We start from the raw sequence: 23048 nt of genomic DNA, 5'->3' as shown, positions 1-23048 counted from the left end.
TGCAGGAGGATTAGGCACATGAGTCATAGGCTGTTCTCATGAATTGGAGTTGCACCAATCTATTTGACAAGATAGTTAGAGAAGACCCCTAGACCGCTATGAAAGTTGTCTAGGGGTCGTTCTCCACTTCTTTCACTCAGGTAATGAGTTTATGAAGTAACGTTTCGTGATTTTATTAAAGGGTAGCAATTTTATCTTTTGCAGCTTGAATTTTTGCAAGCTCAGTAAAGTCTGCATCTACTGCACCTTTTGCTTTAGCAGCAGTTACAGCAGTTTCTGCATTATCTACAGCAGTTTGAGCAGCATCTTTAGTGGCAGCATCAATATCGGCTGCTGCTGGAACCAAAGCGATTTTTTCGTTAGCTGTAGCAATCAAAGCAGCCTTTTCAGCGGCAGCATCAAGCTCAGCGATTTTTGCTTTAGCAGCATCAATTTTTGCCAAACCAGTAAAGTCTGCATCTACTCCACCTTTAGCTTTAGCAGCAGTTACGGCTGCTTCTGCATCAGAAACTGCTGTTTTTGCAACTGCAAGGTTTGCCGCTGTGATAGTGTCTGCTGCTGGAACCAAAGCAATCTTTTCGTTAGCTGTAGCGATCAAAGTAGCCTTTTCAGCACCAGCATCAAGTTCAGCGATTTTTGCTTTGGCAGCATCAATTTTTGCCAAATCAGCAAAGTCTGCATCTGTTGCACCTTTAGCTTTAGCAGCAGCTACAGCTGCTTCTGCTTCAGAAACTGCTGTTTTTGCGGCTGCAAGGGTAGTTGCAGTGATATCAGTTGCTGCTGGAACCGAAGCGATTTTTTGGTTAGCAGTATTAATTGCAGCAGTCTTATCTGCAACTCCACCCAAGTTTACTTTCGCACCATCAAGGTTATCTGCAGTCGGTACAAGAATATTTCCATTGATATCTTGTAAAGTCAATCCAGTGGATTTGACAGTCACTACAGTTTCTTGAACCAGATCCAGTGCGCGATCAAGTGTAAGAGTCAATTCCTTATTAGATACAGAAGAAGATTTTACAGTTACACTAGATCCACCATTAAGAACAGTGAAGTCATTTTTGTAGAGAGCAGCATAACCACCATCAAGATTTTCAGAGAAAGTAATCTTGATTTGAGTTGCACTCAGTGCAGAAACATCAGCATCACCATATGTTGGTGCATACTTATCTACCAATTGAGTACCTGTGTAATTTCCACTACCTGGAATGATGTTACCAAGTGCATCTTTAGTGTTAATATCTGCATTCGCTTCAGTTTTCAATGTACCGGCTACTGCACTATCAATTGTGTCAGCTGCAAAAGTAAGAATTACTTTAGAACCATCAACTTGAGCAGTTTTGTCTGAATTCCAAACTTTAGTGTTTTGGAGAACAGCAGTGCTAGCTGCAATTGTACCGTAGATAAAGTCGTTAGCTTGAACAGCAACGAGTGGCTTGTCATACTCTACAACCAAAGATGTAGAACTTGTAGCTGTTGCACGCAAGAACGCTGGTGCCAGAGTAGTTGGTTGACCCAACAGTACTTCATCAACGATGTCTTTAGTGAAGTTACCAGCTACGTCTTTCACTTGAGCAACGCGAACTTGATCTCCATTCAAGCCATCTAGATTAGCGTACTTAGGCAGGTTTGGCAGGTCAATCGTTACAGATTTGTTGTCATCTGCAGGTGTAATGACTGCTTCTGCAGGCAATGCTTCGTAAGTACCACCATCAATTTTAACTTGGTAGTTAGCTTTGTTAGTGATGCTTGCACGATCCATTGCTTCGCTGAAGTTAATTTTGATGATACCTTCAGCTTGACTGATTACAACACCTGTAGGTTTCAAAGGAGCAGTTGTATCAGTAACATTGATCGATTTGCTTACAGTAACGATTACGTTGTTAGAAGCATCCATTGCGTTAGCAACTTCAACTGTGTAAGCTCCACCTGGAAGTGCAGTAGTCAGGTTCAGGTTGTAAGTGTACAGCTCAGTTGCATGTGGAGTAACGGAGTTGATTGTACCTACCGTTGCTCCGGTTGCATCTTTAATAGTGTAGTTAGCTTTGTTAGTTGCGCTATTACCCATTGCTTCGTTGAAAGCAACTTTGATAGTTTTGTCATCAACCGAAGTGATTGCTTTAACTTCTGGTTTAATAGTATCAACTGCACCAGAAACGGTGAAGCGGAACTCAGTAGCGGATTTGTTTCCAAACAGGTCAGCTACTCTTTCTTTTCCGATAGTGATCAGGTTTGCACCAGATGCTACGAGGTTCGCTTTTGTAATACGTACAGTCTTCTTATCAGAAGTACCTGGCTTGTAAGCGATAGTCGCAGCTGGAGCAGACAATGCGCTACCATTCACGCTAATATCACCCAATGCTGGCAAAGCAACAGCCTCGTCAAAAGTGATATCAACTGTGTTCAGGTTAACAGCCGCTGCACTTACAAATACAGGACCTGTAGTGTCAGATACAATGCTAAATGGAACATCTACAGCATTTACGAAGAAGTTAGCTTCGTCTTGGATCGTTGCGCCTTTAACGGAAAGTGTGTAAGATGCAGCTTGCAGTGCAACACCAAAGTTGAATTTCACTTTAGTATTTTTACCACTAGCATTATCAACGAATTCAGCATTTGCACCTGTTACTCCGAAAGCAGAAAGGTCAGAACCATTCAGCTTGTAAGAGCTAAATGCAAGTGCTGCAGGAGCTTTAACTGGCTCACTAAACTCTAAAGTGATAGATTTGTTTCCATCAACAGTAATTCCTTTTACAGCTGGGAACGTAGTATCTACAAATGTGACGTCCTTAGCAACAGTTTCTACTTTGTTACCCTTTGTATCTTGAACGTTCTTAACAGTCAAACTCAGCTTAGTTTGTTGAGGTTTAACTGTCGCATAAGTGATCACGACAGTTTTTCCATCTGCTTGAACTTCAGCTTTTGCAGCACTGTCTTGAATTGGAACTAGGTTCTCTAGGTAGTTGTTAACATTCGTTGCAGAAGTTTCATCAACTTCTTTGCTGAACTTAACTTCTACTTGTTTCAAGTTAATAGCACTTACAGATTCAACTTTCAGTTCACCTGGAGTTGTGCCATCTACTTTGTCTCTAGCATTTTCAGTTGCAGTAGAAGAACCGTCTTTGTTCACTACTTTGTAGAGATCAACGAAGTCTTCTTTTTTCAGAGGCTCGCCCAGAGCTACTTTACCGCCCTTGTCGAACATTTCTTGCAGGGAAGCACCGTTTCCTTTGAAGTCAACGAATACGATGTTGTTCAGGTTAGTAGCCATAGATTTCAGCTCATTGTTATAAGCTGTTTTAGCTGCTGGCGTCATTTCGAACAGAACGTCAGTAGAGTAGAATTTTTTGATGTCTCCACCAATGTAAATTCCATCTTTTGGTGCTGCGAAAGCAGATGCTGCCAAGCTAGCTACAAGTGTAGTTGAAAGAACAGAAAGTACCACTTTTTTATTCACGTACTACCCCTCCGTATGTTTGATAGGAAGTTCTCTATAGTCGGGTAATATGAGTTAGAGGGGACATTTCCCCTCTAACTCTTTGGTAACCCAAATCCTGCTTCAGACTAGCTAAAGTAATTCTTACGCTTCTACGAAGTTTACTTTTGCTTTGTCGGAATCTTTACCGTTTTTGTTAGTAACTTTCAGTTCGCTAGAAGTTACTTTGTCTTCTGTTTGGTACTGGATGGAGATTTTGCCATCTTTGAAGTCCAGAACGTCAGGCGTTACTTCTTTGCCGTTGATGGAGAAAATGATGTCATCAACGTCATCAGCCTTGATGTCTTTGTTCAGGTTTACAGAAGCACGGTAAATTTTCATTGTACCAGCAGATACGAATTTACCTTCTACTGTAGATGGAATAGCATCCCATTTATCTGGGTTTGGAGTCTCAGTTGGTTCTTGCTTCAAGAATGCTTCTGCTTCGTCTTCCAGGTCGTCTTTACGAACTGTCTTCTCGTCGGAAACGATCAGAACGTAGTCGTATTTAGTACCGGAGATATCAGCGCTGTCGATCATTACAACGTAGTCGCCTTCGTTTACGCTATCTGTGCCGCCCAGGTCATCGAACAGATCGAAGTAAACTGTAGCAGATTTGATGCTAGCTTTCTTCTTGTTGCCATCAGCATCTTTGTAAGTGATGGTGTCTTTGTTTACATCATCAACCAAACCAACAACCAATTTGTCGATGTTTGCATCACTCAGGCCTTTTTCGTCAGTTACTTCTGCGAGCATGCCTTTTGCGTTTTTGTTAACTACTTCAACTACATCGTCAACGATAACTTCGTCGTTGGAATCAACTGTGAATGCGATGAAGTCGTTACGACGGATGTCGTCATCTTTCAGATCGTCTTGATCGCCATCGAGTTTGTATTCTTTCTCAACAACTTTGTCGCCATCTTTAACCCATACTTTGATGGTGTCTTTACCGCCGGAACGACCGAAGTCGATCACTTGACCGTAGATAGCGTCGCCACCCAAACCATCACCATCAACAACGAAGATTGCTTCTACTTCGTCTTTATCGTTTACAGTGTAGATTACGGACAGGTCGTTTTCGTCAGCAACGTCTTTGAACTTCGCTGTTTTAGCGTTTTTCAGTTCTGCACGTTTGCCGTTTGTTTCCAACTCACCAGTCATGTTGAAGACAGCTGTTTTGTCAGTAACTTCGTAGTCGCCAACCATATCGTCGTCTTCATCTGCGAGGTCATCCCAAGCTTTGCCGGATTCTTGCTCAACCTTAACAGGTTTCACGAATTCAACTTTAGCTGGTTTGCCATCTGCATCAAGAGTTACTTCTACGAGCAGAGTGTCTTTGTCTTTGCTAGGTACCAGGATGTTTTCCAGATCCCACTCGGACTTGCCATCTCTGGAGTAGTTTTTGCCATCGAAGTCATAGATGTTTTTAGCTTCGAGGGAAACAGTTACTTTTTTACCTTTTTGAGTCAACACAGTGAAATCCCAAGTGTCTTTGCTTGTGTTGAAAGTAGCTGCACGAGTGATGATTGCTTTTTGTTTGCGATCGTCGATAGCATCCTTAGTTTCGATGTGACGAACACGACCAGAAGCATCCAGGTACAGTTTTACTGTTTCGTCGTCCAAGCTGTCAACCAGATCCCAGTGGTCTTTGTCGATGTCTTGAACATCTTTGTTACCGTCATCGGAGAAAGTAGCACCTTCGTAAATGCGGTATGTTTTGTCGCCGATAGTCAGGCGGTAGTCGTTGTTGTTACGGCTAACAACTTTGTCTACTTTACCTTCTACTACTGTGTCAGTAGCGAATACCAGCAGTTTGTCTTCGTCGCCATCAGCGTAGTATACGCTGTAAACCATGCCTTCTTTCAAATCGCTGAATTTAGCTGGTTTACCGTTGAGGAATACCAAGAAGTCTTTACCTTCTTCTTTGTCTTCCAGTTCATTGAACTTGTCGTTATCACGGTTCGTGATTTTCTTCTTATCAGCATCGATTTTGGAGATAACTTCGGAACCGTATTTAACGCCTTCTTCTTCTTTATTGATTGTTTGGTCGTCAATAACGTGAATGTAAGCAATCTCGTTATTGTTGTCCAGAACAACTTTCGCTCCGAAAGTGTAACCAGGAGTTGCAGAGTTGTCTTTGATGATTTCTTTCAAACCATCAACTGCATCGTTGAAACGAGTGAAGTTGTAAGTTACTTGGGAGTTTTTGTTGAAGCGGTATGTTTTGCCGCTAGCATCCAACTCCAATTTCAGATCAGCCAGATCAGAGTTGCTCAGATCTTTTGCATCTTCGAAAGTTTTACCTTTCAGAGTGAATTCGCTCACGCGATCCATGATAACTTCTTCGTCTGTGGAACCTTCCATCCAAACGATTACGTCTTCACGGTCGTCTTTGATCCACACTTGTACGTGTTGACCAGCGAAATCGTTAGCGTTGATACCGTCAGCTACTTTGTAAGTAGTGTTGCCGATACCAGCGTCTTTACCGTTCAAAGTAACTTCGTTAGCTTTGATTTTGCCCAAGCCGATAGCTGGTACGTTAGTTACCAATGGCAAGTCATCGCTGTCGTTGCCAGATTCTTGAGCCCACTCCATGTCACGAACAGTAACTTTCAGGTATTTAGTCAGAAGAGTTTCTTTCGTGATTTCATGACGGATGTCAGTACCGAACTCAACTTGTTGCATCAGGTCTACGCGAAGAGCGTTGTCGAGCATTTTGAAGATGTCGCCACGAGTTGCTGCATTGTTAGGAGTAGTGATGCTTCTAGCAATGTTCAGCTCGGAAGCTTTGGAGATCATGCTGTTAGGCCATACACCCTTAACGGATGGCTCATAACCCAGTGCACGAACGATCATAGTTACTGCTTCAGCATAAGTAACTTGGTTTTGTGGTTTGAAAGATTTGTCCGGGAAACCTTTTACGATTTCTTCGCCGGAAGCTACGTTTACGAAACCAGCAAACCAATCAGTAGATTTTACATCTGTGTAAGAGTTGCTGAATTGTGCCAATTTAGCACCTTGCTCCAGTCCGCGAGCGCGAACAACCAGAGTAGCGAACTCTGCACGAGTGATAGTTTTGTCTACACCGTATTCGCCATTGCCATAACCTGCTACCAGGCCAAGAGCTTCCAGACGTTTTACGGTTTTTTCCATATCAGCATCCATTTTAGGAGCTGTAGTTGCTGCTTCTTCTGCTGCGAAAGCCATTGGAGCAACAGTAAGTGCGAGTGCACTAGCCAATACACTGTTAACGACCTTTTTCATAACCTTGTGTTCTCCTCCTCTAGTATAAACAAATTGTTCTTGGGGAATATTTGTTGTTAATCTATCTTTCTTTTTAAAGCCCGAATCCTGCAAGCGCGTGTCACCTCCTTTCGCAGGAAAGCCTCGCTTTTTGTGTTAAAAATCTCTAGTATATTCAGTATTGTGTAAAATGCAACAATCACTAGTGTAACACAACTGCTAGAATTCGTGAATCTTTTTTACACAATTCCCCGTTTTTCGTGTGACATCCTATTAAACGCCTGAGCGAATCAAAAGTTGCGGCGCCTTCGAAAAAAAATTGAAGTTTTTTTCGTGGTTCGTTATTCACTTGTTCATTATGTACGAAGTGACATCCGCCACAATCCGTATTATAGGGGACATATGGCGGGCTGTCACGACTGAACCTTTTTCCAATTTGGTTCAAAAGCACATAAATCTTGCTTACATTAGGTTAATTTCCTAATGCATTCTCAAAGTTTACGACAGCCAAGTTGTAAGTCAGGATAGCTTTTTGGTACTCGTTCTCACGAGTAGACAATGCTTCTTCCGATTGGATTACTTCCAAAGTCGTCGCGAGTCCATTTTCAAAACGCAAATTTTTCAAGCGATAGCTCTCAGCTGCAGAATCTTTTGCTGCTTTTTGGAAGTCAATCGCCTCGCGAGCTGCGTTTAGGTTGAGGTATGCCTGTGCAACATCTTTCGAAACGGTACGTTTTGCCTCATCAATGGCAAGCTGCGATTTCTCGACGTTGTTGCGAGCTTGTTGACCAGAGAGAGTTGACGCCGCAGTATACTCGGCGATCAGCTTCACATTCAACTCAGCTAGCTTGAGCTCTTCTTCTGCTTTGGTAATCTCCAAACGTTTAGAGAGGGCCTGCTTCTCTGCATCTTTCACGGTGATCGAGATTGGAGCCATTTTCTTATTGGCAGAGACGACTTTCCATTCTTTTTGCAGATCAACGCCAAGGAAATCGTTCAGATCCATCACGGCAATTTCCAAGTTGTTTTCCGCAGTCGTCAATTGAGCTTTTGCACCTGCTACGCCCATTTCTGCTTCAAGAACGTCTGTCTTCGCGTTGGTTCCCACATCAAATGCAGCCTTAGCTACTTTCAATTGTGCTTCTGCACGAGCCAAGCTTTGTTTTTTCAAGTTCAGGTCATCCTGAGCAAAAATCAGCTTGTAATAGGCATCTTGTGCGCCCAGCTTGATTTTTCCTTCTGTAGTCTTAACAGCGAGGGCATTCAGCTTTTTGGTCATTTCACTTTGGGCGCTTCTCACATACTTTGCTTGCGCTGCATCCAACGATTCCAGCATGTCTGCTGTCATTTGCGCCGTGCTTCTATAGGTAATCGAGTTGTTGATATCTGCATTTTTCGCATCCAAACGAGCATTTTGTAATGAGACGTTTGTTTTCAAAGCTTCTTCAATCGCTTTATCCAACGTCAACTCTTCTGCTGCGGCAGTATCAGGCGTTGTAGTAGTATCTTTGCCTGCCTCAGCTGCTACTTTATCGTTAGATGCTTGTACAGTCGTAGGTGCCTTTGCTTGATCGGAGCCTGTATTCGCAGATGCCGTCAAGGTTCCTGCGCCAAGGGCTGTTGTTAATAATGCCGCCAAACTGATAGACATCCATTTCTTTTTCGAATATGGAAAATTCACTGAATTCCACTCCTTCATTTTATATTGAGCATAAAATTATTAACCACATTAAATATGTGGTTTGTCCCAAGATCACTATATCACAGAGTTATCCTTCTCACACGCAAAATTATGCCATACCAGCATTTTCATAAGGGAATCATAAGGAACTCCTCCCTTTCCTTTTTTATTCCAAAAGCACCACATAGAGTACTACGATTATGTGTCAAAAACATTTCAGTGTTCGCCAACATTTCTTTGGCATGCTATCCTTTTCTTGAGGTGATTGTACGATGCTTACCCAATACAAAACCATCGCTGGCTACGGTGAGGACTATATCGTCATTGAGCGCTCCCGTTTTATCGGATATGCCCAGCGGGTTACCACTGAGGAAGAAGCGACAGCGTTTATCGCGATGATCAAAAAGAAGCACTGGGACGCTACCCATAACTGTTCTGCCTTTGTCATCGGTGAAAACGATCAGATTCAGCGCTCGAGTGATGACGGGGAGCCTAGCGGTACGGCAGGCAAGCCGATCCTGGAATGCATCAAGAAAAACGGCGTGAAGGATACGGTCGTGGTCGTCACTCGCTATTTCGGCGGAATCAAGCTTGGGGCTGGTGGACTCGTCCGGGCTTATACAGCTGGAACGGTCACTGCATTGAAGGCTGCAAAGATCGTGGTGCACACGCTGCATCAGACGATCTCTGTCAGCGTGGACTATACGTGGTGGGGCAAGGTGGAAAACGAACTGCGTCTAGGTGAACATCGCGTGAGTGGTACGGATTTTACAGACAAGGTGACCGCGCATGTGCTGATCCCCGAGGGAGAACAGGATGAGTTTGTCGCTCGGATGGTTGATTTAACGAATGGACAAGCTCAGATCGTGCTGGGGGAGAAGGAATATGTAGAGGTTCCTGTAGACGCGGTTGGAGATGCGGAAGAAGAGTAATTTCTCCATAAAAAAAGCTGAAGAGGCGATGACCTCTTCAGCTTTTCTTCTATTATATATGGCGAACTATCTCGACTTACTGCTTAGGCAGTTTTTTGAGTTGGACCATGACACGAATGGTGATGACAGCCATCTCAGCACGAGTCAGGTTGTTTGTTGGTTTGAAGCTGTAGGTTGACTTTTTCTCACCTGGATTATCTATTTCGCCGTTCATCAGCTTCGCTTTGCTGACAGCAAGTACGGATGGAGCTGCATAGTAGCTAACGTCTTTGGCATCTGAGAACATTTTGTTCAAAGCCACCTTAGAAGCATCGAGTGTACCCAATTTGAGATTAAGTGCACGTGAGATCATGATTGCAGCTTCTTCGCGAGTAAGATTTTCATCTGGACGGAAGTAGCCTGGTTGTTTTCCACGGATAATCCCTGCACGAGCAGCTGTCTCGATGTATTTGTACTGATAATCCCACGAATCGCGATTCGGACGAACATCAGTAAAGGTTGGTTCTAACGGATCACGCTCGTTGCTATCCCGATATGGTCCAGCGTTAATTGGCAGATCCATCGATTTGACCAGCATCGTTGCAAATTCGCCGCGAGTCATGTCACGGTTAGCCCCAAAGCTGCTTCCGCTGTATGCTGGCATGATTCCTTTGGCGTACAGCGTTTCAATTGCATCACGAGCGAAATCATGTCGAATGACATCATCGTATGTTTCTCTCGTTTTCATGACCATGTAATAACCAAAACCAGCAAACGGCACCGTAACAGTCTTTTTGCTTGTACTTACTACGCCACCAATATTTTTCCACTCATCCCCATTGTGGTAGAAAACCGTCAGGATGTTATTCGCTGCGTTTACGATGGATGGATCGTATTTAATGGTAATTGTACCGCGAAGGCTAGGAACCAGATTGTCTTGCCAACGGCTCTTGAAGTCTTCTGCATCGCCTTCATCGAAGTATGGATCACGACCACCGGGAGCTTCTGTATCACCTGCATCCACATAGTACAGGGGACTTGCATAGTTGAAGTTTGCTTCCAGTACCAGTCGCTCTTCCAGATTATCCTCATCGATGGATATTTGTCCTGTTGTCCGGTCTGCCATACCGAAGTATAGAGGTACATCGACAAAAATATCTCCGTTTGGATTCTTCACTTCTTGACCAGCACGGCTATCATCTGGTGACAGCAATACTGTACCTTTCGGAAACTTCAGCTCAAATTGCTTATCAAACACACTAAAAGCAGTTTTCTTTCCTAATACATCACGATATTCTGCACCATTTACAGTCGAACTCGCATTGTAGATCTTGATTTCGTCTTTATAGGTGCTATCGCCTACCACGACCGAGAATTTAATTATGTTTAGACCTTTTTTAAGTGGAACTGTAGATGTAAATACATAGTAAGTCTCAGGGATTGTTTTCCCTTGATCGTCATCGTAATAGAAGTCAGGGTTGCTTGTATTGGTTACTTTTGCCTCTGTTTTGCCGAACAATACTTTGTCCGCATTTTCCGCAAACACTTTCACAACAGCACTGTTGCTATTTACGATAACATATGGATCGTTTTCTTTTGCTTTTACTGGGGAAAGAACTTCCCAGCTGGAATACTTCTGATCGATGTTGATGTCATAGCGAATGACAGTACCATTGTCATCTTCAGCTACGATGGTGTAGACCGTTGTTCCACCCTTTTTCAGTGTCAGTGGGAAAAGGGCCAGTTTCTGTTCCTGTTCTTTGGCATCAGTCACAGCATCTTGCACTTCTTCAACAAGGTCGCCATATTTCTTCGTAGTCATCTTCCCTTCAAATCGGGAACGTGACTGTGAATCAATGTTGTGCTCATCGAACAAGTCTTCCAAATCGTTATTCAACGCTGCTTCGAGGCGTGCTTTTACGTACTCCTGGTTCGTCGTATCTTGTTCCCAATCTCCACTCTTGTAGCGGAAATCATTGATACGCTTCCCGTTCTTTTCAATGTAGACATGTGTTGCATCATTTACTGTAAAGCTCAAGTTGGTCAAGAAGTTGGCGCCGGTTTTATAAGATGCATCTCCAGCTTTCTTGGTCAGCTCTTCCGTATCACCATTGGAGATGATCTCCAGCTTCACATCCTCTACCGATGGCGTCTTGGATGAGTTGTAGGAAACATTATAGGTGAAAACTGTTTGTGGATCGTCTTTCAAGGTGATTTTCAGGACGTTGTTGCCTTTTTTGTATTTCAGCTCACCCTTCTCAATAAGGAACGTACCCTTGTTTGTGTCAATATCACTATCTTTAATATTGATTTTTGTACCATTTAAGGTTGCCTCAATGTTGCTTGTGGTGCCACCCTTCAATACATAGTTGTACACTTTCCCGTCGAGATTTCGGATGTCATTTTCACTCTTTACTTGATATCCATCTTCAAAGCTGCGTACCTGTCCAGTTGCATCTACATAGGTGATTTGAGCAAATGGGGTAATACGAATATCCAGAGTGTAAGCAGCAGATAATGAACCCGCTGCACCAGTATACCCAATCACCAGTTTCCCTTGACCCTGGGGCAGCTTTTTCAAAGTAAGCGTAAAATCATCTGTCCCAGCCGTAATTACATAGTCTGTTCCTGAAGTTAACGCTTGCCCGTTATACGTGATCGTTGCAGTAGTTGGATTTGGTATATTTTTCGTAACTGCCTTCAATTCCAACGGTGAAGTAACGATGATATTCGCAGCCGTTGGAGACAATACTTGTGCATTTGCCAAATTAATCACTTGTGAAATGCTCGGCTTAGAGCTATCCAAGTATTTGAATTCGTATTCGTAATTCGCGACATTAATAAAGCCTGATGGAGAAGTTACTGTATTATCCGATGCCTTTGTCAGGTATTGATAGCTCAAAGATACCTTGTACGTTTTACCGTCCACGAAGCTACCCGCTGGCACCGACATTTTTACCGCATATTCCGTAAATCCGCTTTGCGGGTTGCCAATCGGAGTAAAGGTTACCCCGTCTGCATTCTTGTATTCTTTTTTCGTCGCACCCTCGGAGATGGTAATTTTAAATTCCTGGAACTGTTGTTCACCAGCAATGTCTACAAATTTCAACAGTGCAGCGCCATTCAACTCCATGGCAGAAGAAGAAGCAGGACCTGATATCGTCGCTTGCTGGTTAGGCAAAAGTGGTACTGCCCCCAACATTACTTTATAAAATTGATCAGAGCTTCCAGAGGATGTAGTGGTGACCAACAGCTTACGGACAAAGGTACCTACCTCTTTGTTTTGGTTAAAGACTCTGATTTCCAAAGTATTTTCGCCAAGCTGGGATGGTACACTCAATCCAAATGAACCTGTACGGTTCACCTGTGTTTTAACTACATCACCTGTACGCAGGTTTTTCACTTCAACGGAATCTGCATTTAGCGCTTTCCCGTCCAGATTCAAATTCAGACGGTTGACCGATGGAACCGTGATATAAGTCGGACTCGTGTTGACATTCGGATCGTTCAATGGTGTATCATTTACTTTCAAATCACTAACAAGCGGTGTGTTGTTGTATTGAACATAGAACTGGTAGTGTTCTTTGGTTACATTTCCTACCTTTTCGTAAAAAGCGATCTGATTCAGACCGGGCTTCAAGCTGATGTTATTAAATGTAAAAGTGCTACCATTAATCGCTGGTGCAGTGTTGGCTAAGTCTTGAATGGAGCTGCCGTTGTTCGTAATCAGCTTCAGTCGCAAGCTGCTTCCCGTTACTCCACTTCCATACGTACCGATCAAGGTAATAGTAGAGTCCCCATAAATCACTGGAGTATAGGCTGTCGTTCCTCCAGAGAAGTTGGTAATGGAGATCGGGCTGTTCTGTGAGTTGTACTCGTAATATACAATGGCACGTTCTCCTGTATTCGGTGCAAACAACTGAACTGCATTCAGACCAGGAGATAAATCGATATCTGGCAAGGTACTTCCGGGACCGGTTACAGTTCGAACGGTTACTCCGTTTACCTGAACTTCGACAGCTTGTGATTTATCCACTGCGGATGAGACATTATATTTGTATTTCAAATTCGTTACTGTTCTATTTGTTACCTTGATAGGGTCACTTTGATGCTTACCCGCTCCGGCGTTATCAAAAATTAGCGGACCTGTTCCTGGAGCAGCAGGGGTTGGTGTGTACTGGAAGTAAATCTCTGCTGTATCGTTCGTTGGATCCACCGTTACTTTTGGCCTCACTGTAACTTTTGTTACTGCTCCACTGCTATTCAGTTGAAAATCAGGCAGTGTAATTTTTTCGTTTACAAATAGTTGATTGTTCGGAAGTGGAACATTATCAATTAAAACATCAAAGCCTTGGCCATTTTTAGTGGCATCCTTATAGAAAAGCTCGACTTGGTATACCAATTTGGATTTTGTCTTAATCGGGTCGCTATAACTTGTGCCACCCCCGCTGATGACATAGCTAGATGGTGGTGTCTTGATACCTGACGCAGTATTCCAATTGGAACCCAGCGCCGCAAAAGCTGGTACCGCTGGCATAACACCTGTAACAATCAGCATCATCGTCAGGCACATTACCAGCCAACGACGGAATTGTTGATAGGACTTGTTCATATTTTCACCTCTCCGTTTATTTTTGAAACCTCTTATGTGTCCCACACTATTAATGGGACAATGTAATTCTCCCTATCTTTATCGGACAATTCCCTTTTTCACTTAAGTGTTTCCCCCTAAATATTGGCGAAAAAAAACCCTAGCACCAAAAGGATGCTAGGGCTCTGCTTATTTCTAATTCGTCCGACGCTGTTGATCGGTCTGTTTAATTTTAATCCGTCGATATGCATTGATCAGTGGACGGTGACGTCGGCTAACGAGTCCAACGATCTCCGTTCCGAGATGAATAACGATTAACAGTGCGACCATGACAATAATCGTAGTCCACTTCGTCGTCTTCGTCAGCAGGATCGCCATCGTCCCGAAGAAAATGCTGATCGAGTAAATCGTGAGTACAGTCGAGCGGTGCGACAGACCCATGTTCAGCAAACAGTGATGCAAATGCCCTTTGTCTGGGCTCGAAATCGGCTTTTTGTTTACGATCCTGCGCACGATGGCGAAGAACGTATCCCAGAGCGGTACACCCAGCACGACGATTGGAATGATAAAAGAAACGAACAACGCTTCTTTAAAGCCCATGATCGACAGGGCAGCCAGGTTGAAGCCCAAGAAAAGCGAACCGGTGTCGCCCATGAACAGACGAGCCGGATGAAAGTTAAAGTAGAGAAAGCCCAGGATCGCTCCGAGGAGCACGAAACAGTAAGTCGCTACCTTGTAATCGTCCATCAACAAGGCCATGACACCCATTGTCCCTGCAGCAATCGCAGACACACCTGCCGACAGCCCATCGAGACCGTCAATCAGGTTCACCGCATTCGTTACCCCGACAATCCAAAACATTGTAATCGGAATCGCCAGCCAGAAGAGCCAGCCACTGCTGAAATCAATGCTTCCGCTATACGGCAGATTCACGACGCCGATCTTCAAGCCAAAAGGAATGACGACAATCGCTGTTGCGACTAGCTGTCCGAGCAGCTTCCATTTTGGCGAGAGCTGGTATTTGTCATCGAGCATGCCGACGACCATAACGATCGTGCTTCCGATGAAAATTCCCAGCATTTCCGATATGTTTGTATACGGGACAAATAGGAAGAACGCAACTAGATAACCGATATAAATAGCCAAGCCACCCATACGTGGCATGATTCGCGTGTGTACCTTGCGCTGATTCGGGGCATCCACTGCGCCTACTTTTACAGCCAGGTTTTTAACATACGGTGTTGCAATAAACGATATGATCAGCGAAGTCAGAAATCCGAGGATTAGTGTAGACATCGACTGTTCTCCTCTCTACGGATGCATCTAGGAACGGCTACTCCATTTTTCTTTCAGTACGGTTAGAACAAACCGAGGAATAGCCAGTTGACGCTTCCAGCGGGAAGGCTCAGAAGCAAGTCGATAAAACCATTCCAAATGCAGTTTTTGCCAAATCTCGGGAGCGCGCTTCACTTTCCCGGAAATGACGTCAAAGCTTCCGCCTACCCCCATCATCAGGGAGGCATTTAATTGATCGCGATACTTCGCCATCCACTCGTCTTGTCTGGGCGCACCCAGCGCGACGAACAGAAGCTGCGGTTTCGCTTCGGCAATTTCTTGTACAAGTTGAGTTTCTTCCTCTGGGCGAAAATAGCCATCCCGACATCCGACGATTCGGGCGTTCGGATAACGATCACTCAGTTTCTCTTTTGCCAAATGAATGACATCTGGCTTGGCGCCGAGTAAATACACGCCCCACTGATGTTGATCGGCTTTCGCCATGAGCGCTTCCAGAAGCTCCACACCGGTAACGCGCTCATAAATCGGTTGATTCGTCCATTTAGCAGCGTACACGATTCCAATTCCATCTGGAACGACATAGGCTTGTTCTACAATAGAGCGGAAAGCGCGATTCTCTCTCGCTACCATGACGATTTCAGGATTAGCAGTCACTACATGGGTCTTTTGACCGCTTTGTATGCGCTCTGTTATATGATCGACAGTCTCACGGAAGCCGCGAGTCGTAAATGGCACATCTAATATGGTTGCGACCTGTTTGGTCATTTCTTCACCTTCAAGTGCTTGTTATTAAATGAATATTTAATTAAACTACCTTATTCATGCATGGAGTTGCCCATTAGCCATTCTACCCGAAAAGAAAGGCACATTCAAGATGATCATGAATGTGCCTTATTTCCTGCCGTCAGGGCAAACATCAATCCACCCTCTGCTACTACTTTCCCATTTACCAGTGCTCTGCCATGCCCTTTGCCGACGGTTCCACGTACACGAGTAAGCTCAACCTCTAGTACCAGCGTGTCTCCCGGCTTCACCTGATCCTTGAAACGGAATTCATCAATACCTGCGAACAGTCCGATTTTTCCTTGATGTTCCTCCATGCTAAGCATCGCTACTGCCCCAACCTGTGCCAATGCTTCCACAATAAGGACACCAGGCATGACTGGATAACCAGGAAAATGGCCTTGGAAAAACGGTTCATTTACCGTAACATTTTTAATTCCAACCGCTTTTTTTCCTAACTCCAGCTCTTCGATTTTGTCAATTAGCAAAAACGGGTAACGATGCGGGATGATTTCCTGAATTTGCATAATATCCAAAGGCGCTTTGATTTCCATTATGTATCGCTCCATTTCCATACTTAACTAGACTTGTCTATGCATGAATACCCTTTGACCAACGAAACAATATACATAACTCCCGCCCCAGTTGAACGGACAAGCGGGGTTAAGATAAAAGGGGCACTTCCTCCCCAAAGAGTGGGAAGTGCTCTTTTTCACCCTTACACGCGGTTCAATAGTCGAGCCTTTGCCAGATAAATCGCGCTCACAATAAAGGAGAACGCTATAACTGACCAAAGTATCGCTTCACTGTACTCATAGCGATACATCACCAGCGGAATGACCACATACAAAAGAACGGTTGTCAGCTTGCCGTAGGCGTTTGCCGGGACGGTTTTTTTTCCGCGGAAGTGGTAAACAGCTCCTGCTACTATCATTGCCAGATCGCGCACAAAGAAAAACAGGGCAGCCCATATACTGATTCGATCTGTCAAAAATAATGAGGCGATGACCGCCAGCATCATTAATTTATCTGCCAGAGGATCTAACATCATTCCGATGGTGGTCACAAGCTTATGCTTCCGCGCGATGTACCCGTCCGCAATATCGGTCACTCCCGCCAAAATCAAAATGCCTAAAGCGATTTCAACATGATACGGAAACTCCGAAAAAAAGACATACAGGTACAAAGGGATGAGCACGATGCGAAAGATCGTAAGCAAATTAGGAAGATTCACGGACATCCCTCCGTATTCAAATCGTCACTTCCTTTTTCAACCACTCGACCTATTATACTCTGTGGACAAACACCACAACAAGTCCTCGAAAAAAAAGGAGCCCCAACCATAGGTTCGGGCTTGTCCAGCTAGCTTTTTACGTATCTTCAAACATTAAATCCCACATATGCTTGTAGGTTCCTAGATCGAATACATCAGACATTGGCTTCTTGCCAACTCCACCGTATCCGATCATCAGACCAATGACCAGTGAGAAAAACAGCAGGAGTGGGACCAGCACCATCTTGGCAACTCTCAGCCGCCAATTCTTGCCGCTCCGTTCCCGCTCTTTTCCTTTTGACTTAACTTCTTCGGTCTGACGCGGGAAACGTTTGCTCTTCCCTTGTTCCATGCTCCTCTCCTCCGTCATGTTGAAATTATATGGGTTATCTGCTTCTGAGTTGGTTAGCAATGCCCATCATTTGATCACTGATGCCGATTGCGCGTGAGTTCAATTGATACGCACGTTGAATGTTCACCAGTTGGGACATTTCTTCTGTCATGCTGACGTTCGATGATTCGAGAGCACCTTGGCGCAATGTTACACCATTATCATAAGAACTGGTGTATTTAATTTTTGGTCCTCCTGCCATGAAAACCAATTCGGCATCAAACAGATTCTCACCGACTTGTTTTAGCTGATCAGGGTTATCTACATTCCATACACCAATTTTTACCGGGACCAGCAAACCATCAGCATTCATAGTACCGTCTGGAGAAATCTCAATGTTTTTTACTGGCTCTTGCAATACGATATTCTTACCGTCCTCATCTGTCAATATATGACCTGAACTGGTGTGCAATACGTATCCTTGCTCATCATTATCATAACTGACCTTAAAGGAACCATTACGCGTAAAGCGACTTTCTTCATCCACAGTGATGTTATTCGAATCTTTGATTTTACGAGTGACCAAAAAATAGCCATCTCCTTCAATCAAAACATCTGTTGGCACATCTGTCTGCTTGAGACTGCCTTGACCGAGATCCAGCTTGGTCATGGCAAGATGCGCTCCACTACCGATTCTTATCCCCGCTGGTGTATTACGATTTTGGTTGTCCGCTGCCGGCTGCTCATTCATTGAGTCTGTGAGAAGCTCGGAAAACGATGCGACCCTGCGCTTGTACCCAATCGTATCAATGTTCGACAGGTTGTTGGCTGTATTGTCCAACGCTTGCTGAATACCGCGCATAGCTGATGTGGAAATATTAAGCGACTGCATCCTTCCTACCTCCTATTATCCATTAACCCGACCAATTTCATTAGCAGCCTTGTCCAGCGTACCGTCAATCGTGGTAATCACCCGTTGGTTCGCTTCATAGGCGCGAAGCACACTCATCATACTCGTCATGGTTTGAGCTGGGTCTACATTCGAGCGTTCACGCCAGCCCTGTTGTGTACCGAAGCGTCCTTCGACCATAGGGGTAGTGTATATACCTGCTGCTCTAGCAGCCTGATCGTTGGCTTCTGCCAAATCAATCCCTTCCACCGCTATGTCGCCTTCAAATCGGAAAACATTCGTTCCTTCGCGTACTAGCTTTAGCGGATCGGTTACCACCGCGAGTCCCAATCTAGCATGAGTAGGAAGCGCCGTATACTGTTCTGCTTTTGTAATTGGATCAATGGTAACTTGCATCAATTCGCCACGCTCGGTAATTTTCAGGTTTTGACCGACATTGGTACCATTGGTACTAAGTGCGGGATCATTGATACGAATTGCCTGATTAGAACTATCCAGCACATAATACCCTTCCGCTGTCACCAGGTAACCATCTGAATTCACACTCCAGTTACCATTTCTTGTATAGCGGATATCCTCTTGCTGTGCTGGCTGAGCCAAATTTGCTTGTTCAATCCGCGCCACACTGTAAAACAACCGCCGCTCATTGCCATTCTGATCTGGCTGAATATTGTCCATCAACGCAATATCATACGGATTGCGTGTCTCTTCAATATCCCCCTGCGCAAAATTCGGCAGCGCCTCCGACATGTATACCCCTGTGTGCAAACGCCCGATAATGGCAGGCTGTCCAGGCATAGTAGGGACGCCTGGAACATCCAGTCCTTCATGATCATTCATGCGGGAGAGCAATTGCTCTGGAAATGCACGCATGACACCCACGTCCTGTTTGAACCCGGGTGTATTGATATTTGCTAAATTGTTCGCCAGCGATTCTTGCCTGTTCTGCAATGCTAGCATGCCAGATGCAGACGTATACAAGCCTCTGATCACTTAAATCTTACCCCCTGAATAATCGCTTATTCGAGTGAGCCGGCATCTTGTCCAAATAGTCCAGCATCATTCCTGTTCCTTTTGCAACGCACATCATTGGCTCTTCCGCTACCAGCACAGGAACCTTCAGCTCCTCTGCCAGAATCTCGTCAATACCGTGCAATAATGCGCCGCCACCGGTCAGGAAAACACCCTTATCAATTATATCGGCAGAAAGCTCCGGAGGTGTTCGTTCTAAAACAGATTTTGAGGCTTGTACAATCGCACTCACCGACTCAGCCAGGGCTTCCTGGACTTCAGTGGAGCGAATGGTAATCGTTTGCGGCAAGCCGCTTACCATGTCTCGACCACGAATGTCCATTTCGTCCTGGCGTCCGCCGGATACGGTTCCAATCTGAACCTTGATATCTTCAGCCGTACGCTCTCCAATCAGCAATTTGTATTTATTTTTTATGTAACGCATAATAGCCACATCGAATGTATCGCCTGCTATTTTAATGGAGGAAGACGTGACAATATCGCCCATCGACAATACCGCTACATCGGTCGTTCCCCCACCGATATCCACTACCATATTACCGGACGGCTGAAAAATGTCCATACCTGCCCCAACTGCGGCAACTTTCGGTTCTTCTTCGATAAATACTTCTCTTGCTCCACCGCTGCGCTCAGCTGCTTCACGAATTGCTTTTTGCTCAACAGACGTGATGTTGGTCGGGCAGCAAATCAAAATGCGCGGACGGGCAAACATGCTCTTTCCACCAATTTTGTTCAAGAAGTGCTTTAGCATGGCCTCAGTGATTTCAAAATCCGCGATAACCCCTTCTCGCAAAGGTCGGATCGCTACGATATTTCCTGGGGTGCGGCCTACCATGCGATAGGCTTCATTTCCCACGGCCAAAACTTTTCTGGTTTTACTATCTATTGCCACGACAGATGGTTCGTCTAGGACAATTCCCTTGCCTTTTACAAAAACCAAGACATTGGCCGTGCCCAAGTCGATTCCGATATCTTTGCCAAACATGAAAGGTCCTCCCTGATTACCAGTTACATTTCTACCTAATATCATAGGCTCTTCTACGTGAGAGGACAAGGAAATTCTTTCTTACACACTCTCCTCCTGTTCTACTCGTACTTTTTTACTACGACGTTTGTACTTGATTTTGGTCGCTTCGCCTCCCCGAAGATGTCTGATGGCTTTGTGATATTCCAAAATTTCCTTAACCTGGTTCGCCAACTCTGGATTTATCTCAGGCAGCCGCTCTGTCAAGTCCTTGTGCACAGTACTTTTCGAAACACCGAACTCTTTAGCGATCATCCGAACCGTATTTCTTGTCTCTACAATATATCGGCCGATTTTGATGGTCCGCTCTTTGATGTAGTCGTGCACATTACTCGCCTCCTTGTATCTACATTGTCTGATACAATATATGGGTGCGTAGGGACACATATTCTACGTTTCCAAGCCTGACAAGCCAGCACGGCCGCATCTTTTTTCAACAGTTTGTACCACACGCAAAAAAACACCCGCAATTGTTGTATTTTGCAGGTGTTTTTCTAAATTCATTGGTTATTGATTTTTTACTTCCGTATCAGCCTGAATCAAGTATTGCTCTGGATTGACAGGCTTGTTATCGATGCGAACTTCAAAGTGAAGATGTGCGCCAGCGTCTTTTTCAAAGGTGTTGCGCCCAGCAGACCCGATTACTTGACCTTGTGTCACTTCATCGCCTGGTTTGACTGTTACGCTTTCCAGACTTTGATATACCGTAATCATTTTGTCTGCGTGCTCAATCTCAATCTCGTTGCCGACAAGTGGATCGTTCACCACTTTTACTACTTTACCCGCAAGAGCTGCGATGACATCAAAGCTCTTTCCATCGGTGGATACGAGGTCAATACCTGTGTGCGGGTAGAAGGTGTTGTCGAAGCTCACCAATGCTTTTTGCTGATTCTCCTTGGAAGCTTTCTCATCGTAGTAATTCATGCCCACATTGTACTGCACGCCTTTTCCTACTGGCCAAGCGAGTGGTTGTACGCCACTTGTAGCAGGTACCGCTTCTTCGTTTTGCGGTGTAGTCGTCTCAGGAGCTGCAGGAGTTGTCACTGCCACGCCATCTCCGCCATTCGTCATTTTGGATACCGTGTCCATGACATTGCCCTGATACCACATCACAAAAGCGAGAATGATTGCTGCGGTGCCGATGTAGATTGCAGGAAACGCCCATTTCTTGCCCAAAACTTTTTTCCAAGAACTTGCCTTCTTGAATGGAATCGGTTGATTTTGATTTTTTTGATCTTCCATTTTATTCATCACCTCATCCCTCAGTATCGCCAGAATTTTGGCGTATAAACCTGAGAGAGTAGGGAAAAGTAAAAATTTGCTTTTCTTTTACGCTGGGATCACTCTTGTATACTCTTGCAGACTAATTCCTTGATAGAAGTGCTTGACGATTTGCTCTGCGCTTTTGCCGTTTTTGGCCATTCCATTTGCTCCCCACTGGCTCATGCCGACACCATGACCGTACCCTTTGGTCGTAATGAAAACCTGATTGCCGCGCAAGTCCAACGTAAAGGAAGAAGAATTCAAATTGAGCTTTTCACGAAACTCTCGTCCTGTAAATTCCTTGCCGCCAATGCTGATGGCTCCTACTCGATTTCCGGTTGTACGCGATTCGATCCGATACCAGGAACCATTGGTAGAAGCCTCCTGCGTGAGCTTGACGCCCAAATTCTTTTCTAGCTCCACCGTGGACATGACGACCGTTTCCTCATAGCGAGGAGATTGAATATCCCAAGGACTCGCAACGCTCTTCAAATAAGGAATTGACTTTTCCCAATATTCATCCGAGTTCTCAGTAAAACCATTACTGGTAGAAAAAAACGTCGCGTCAATGGGCTCGTTCTGGTAGGTCAGGATAACCCCTGCTGTTGCCATAACTGCTTGCTGGATGCGTTTGTTTTTCCATTCGTATTGGTCTCCCCAACGTTCACGCCGCTGCTTTTCATCCATATAGACTTGATGCTGTACCGTATCCAAAACCTGACCGCCTGATGGCACATCATCAAACTTGCCCTCTTTTACTCGACGCACGATATAGGTCCTGGCCGCCAACGCCTGTGCTTTTAATGCCTCCAGCTCGAACTCAGCTGGCATTTCCGCCGCTACGACTCCGGTAATATACGCTTCTAGCGGCAATGTTTCCACGGCCTTTTTTTCTGTACGGTACACCTTTACTGGCAGAGAGGAAGCCGATTCCTTCATTGCCGGTATGGCAGGCTCCGAGACGGCCACAGTTGGCTGGCTGACAGGGCCCATTTCTGGTGAAAACCAAAAGACCAGAGCAGCAGGCATCAGGACGAGCAAGATCGGCAAAGCGATAAACCACATGAGTAGATAGCGTTTCATGCAAGAGATCCTCCCCGTTACGTACTAGACACAAAAAGTCTGAATAACCTACTAAAGTCTATGTTCTGCAACAGAGCGGTAGAACGAGAGAGTGAGAGAGTCGAGAGAACGAAAAAAAGACCCCCTGCATACGCAGAGAATCTTTCGTTTTGCCA

The 23048-nt window shown here is 44.8% G+C and carries 16 protein-coding genes; 1 reads left to right on the top strand and 15 read right to left on the bottom strand.

Annotation, left to right across the window (positions count from 1 at the left end; translation table 11 throughout):
- Positions 1-175: 175 nt before the first annotated feature.
- The 3 genes from HP399_RS03295 to HP399_RS03285 form a co-directional block, all read right to left on the bottom strand.
- Entirely contained in the window at positions 176-3454 is a 3279-nt protein-coding gene (locus HP399_RS03295) for an Ig-like domain-containing protein (RefSeq protein ID WP_173619682.1), read from the bottom strand.
- Positions 3455-3577: 123 nt separating this feature from the next.
- Positions 3578-6736 carry an S-layer homology domain-containing protein gene (locus HP399_RS03290; protein WP_173619923.1) on the bottom strand — a complete coding sequence of 1053 codons (3159 nt, stop codon included), beginning with the start codon at positions 6734-6736 and terminating at the stop codon, positions 3578-3580.
- A gap of 451 nt (positions 6737-7187) precedes the next feature.
- Positions 7188-8396, bottom strand: a complete 1209-nt coding sequence (locus tag HP399_RS03285; protein ID WP_173619683.1) for a TolC family protein — start codon at positions 8394-8396, stop codon at positions 7188-7190.
- Positions 8397-8668: 272 nt separating this feature from the next.
- On the opposite strand from HP399_RS03285, the gene HP399_RS03280 reads away from it, so the two are divergent.
- Positions 8669-9328 carry a YigZ family protein gene (locus HP399_RS03280; RefSeq protein ID WP_173619684.1) on the top strand — a complete coding sequence of 220 codons (660 nt, stop codon included), beginning with the start codon at positions 8669-8671 and terminating at the stop codon, positions 9326-9328.
- A gap of 76 nt (positions 9329-9404) precedes the next feature.
- Here HP399_RS03280 and HP399_RS03275 read toward each other — a convergent pair whose 3' ends face one another.
- The 12 genes from HP399_RS03275 to spoIID form a co-directional block, all read right to left on the bottom strand.
- Entirely contained in the window at positions 9405-13919 is a 4515-nt protein-coding gene (locus HP399_RS03275; RefSeq protein WP_173619685.1) for an S-layer homology domain-containing protein, read from the bottom strand.
- 174 nt (positions 13920-14093) lie between these two features.
- Positions 14094-15194 carry a glycosyltransferase family 4 protein gene (locus HP399_RS03270; RefSeq protein WP_173619686.1) on the bottom strand — a complete coding sequence of 367 codons (1101 nt, stop codon included), beginning with the start codon at positions 15192-15194 and terminating at the stop codon, positions 14094-14096.
- Positions 15195-15221: 27 nt separating this feature from the next.
- Positions 15222-15959 carry a WecB/TagA/CpsF family glycosyltransferase gene (locus HP399_RS03265; RefSeq protein WP_173619687.1) on the bottom strand — a complete coding sequence of 246 codons (738 nt, stop codon included), beginning with the start codon at positions 15957-15959 and terminating at the stop codon, positions 15222-15224.
- 113 nt (positions 15960-16072) lie between these two features.
- Positions 16073-16531 (bottom strand): 3-hydroxyacyl-ACP dehydratase FabZ, encoded by a 459-nt coding sequence (gene fabZ / locus HP399_RS03260; RefSeq protein ID WP_056486932.1) that lies wholly within the window; start codon positions 16529-16531, stop codon positions 16073-16075.
- A gap of 164 nt (positions 16532-16695) precedes the next feature.
- On the bottom strand, positions 16696-17217 hold the full coding sequence (locus HP399_RS03255) for a CDP-alcohol phosphatidyltransferase family protein (RefSeq protein ID WP_039960720.1): 522 nt from the start codon (positions 17215-17217) through the stop codon (positions 16696-16698).
- A gap of 130 nt (positions 17218-17347) precedes the next feature.
- Positions 17348-17602 carry a DNA-directed RNA polymerase subunit beta gene (locus tag HP399_RS03250; RefSeq protein WP_007722063.1) on the bottom strand — a complete coding sequence of 85 codons (255 nt, stop codon included), beginning with the start codon at positions 17600-17602 and terminating at the stop codon, positions 17348-17350.
- A gap of 34 nt (positions 17603-17636) precedes the next feature.
- Positions 17637-18473, bottom strand: coding sequence for a flagellar hook-basal body protein (locus HP399_RS03245; protein ID WP_173619688.1), 837 nt, complete (start codon positions 18471-18473; stop codon positions 17637-17639).
- Between the two features lie 15 nt (positions 18474-18488).
- The gene (locus tag HP399_RS03240) at positions 18489-19484 is read right to left on the bottom strand and encodes a flagellar hook-basal body protein (RefSeq protein WP_173619689.1); all 996 of its coding nucleotides are present in this window, start codon (positions 19482-19484) and stop codon (positions 18489-18491) included.
- Between the two features lie 7 nt (positions 19485-19491).
- Positions 19492-20508: a rod shape-determining protein gene (locus tag HP399_RS03235; protein WP_017252335.1), complete on the bottom strand. Its 1017-nt coding sequence runs from the start codon at positions 20506-20508 to the stop codon at positions 19492-19494.
- 81 nt (positions 20509-20589) lie between these two features.
- Positions 20590-20874, bottom strand: coding sequence for a sporulation transcriptional regulator SpoIIID (spoIIID, locus tag HP399_RS03230; protein WP_003388385.1), 285 nt, complete (start codon positions 20872-20874; stop codon positions 20590-20592).
- 180 nt (positions 20875-21054) lie between these two features.
- Positions 21055-21789, bottom strand: coding sequence for a M23 family metallopeptidase (locus tag HP399_RS03225; protein ID WP_173619690.1), 735 nt, complete (start codon positions 21787-21789; stop codon positions 21055-21057).
- Between the two features lie 87 nt (positions 21790-21876).
- Positions 21877-22893 (bottom strand): stage II sporulation protein D, encoded by a 1017-nt coding sequence (gene spoIID / locus HP399_RS03220; RefSeq protein ID WP_173619691.1) that lies wholly within the window; start codon positions 22891-22893, stop codon positions 21877-21879.
- Positions 22894-23048: the final 155 nt, after the last annotated feature.

Origin of the sequence: Brevibacillus sp. DP1.3A (assembly GCF_013284245.2) — a bacterium.
Taxonomy (GTDB): domain Bacteria; phylum Bacillota; class Bacilli; order Brevibacillales; family Brevibacillaceae; genus Brevibacillus.
The sequence above is the reverse complement of the archived record's forward strand: the minus strand, read 5'-3'. Positions and strand labels throughout refer to the sequence as shown.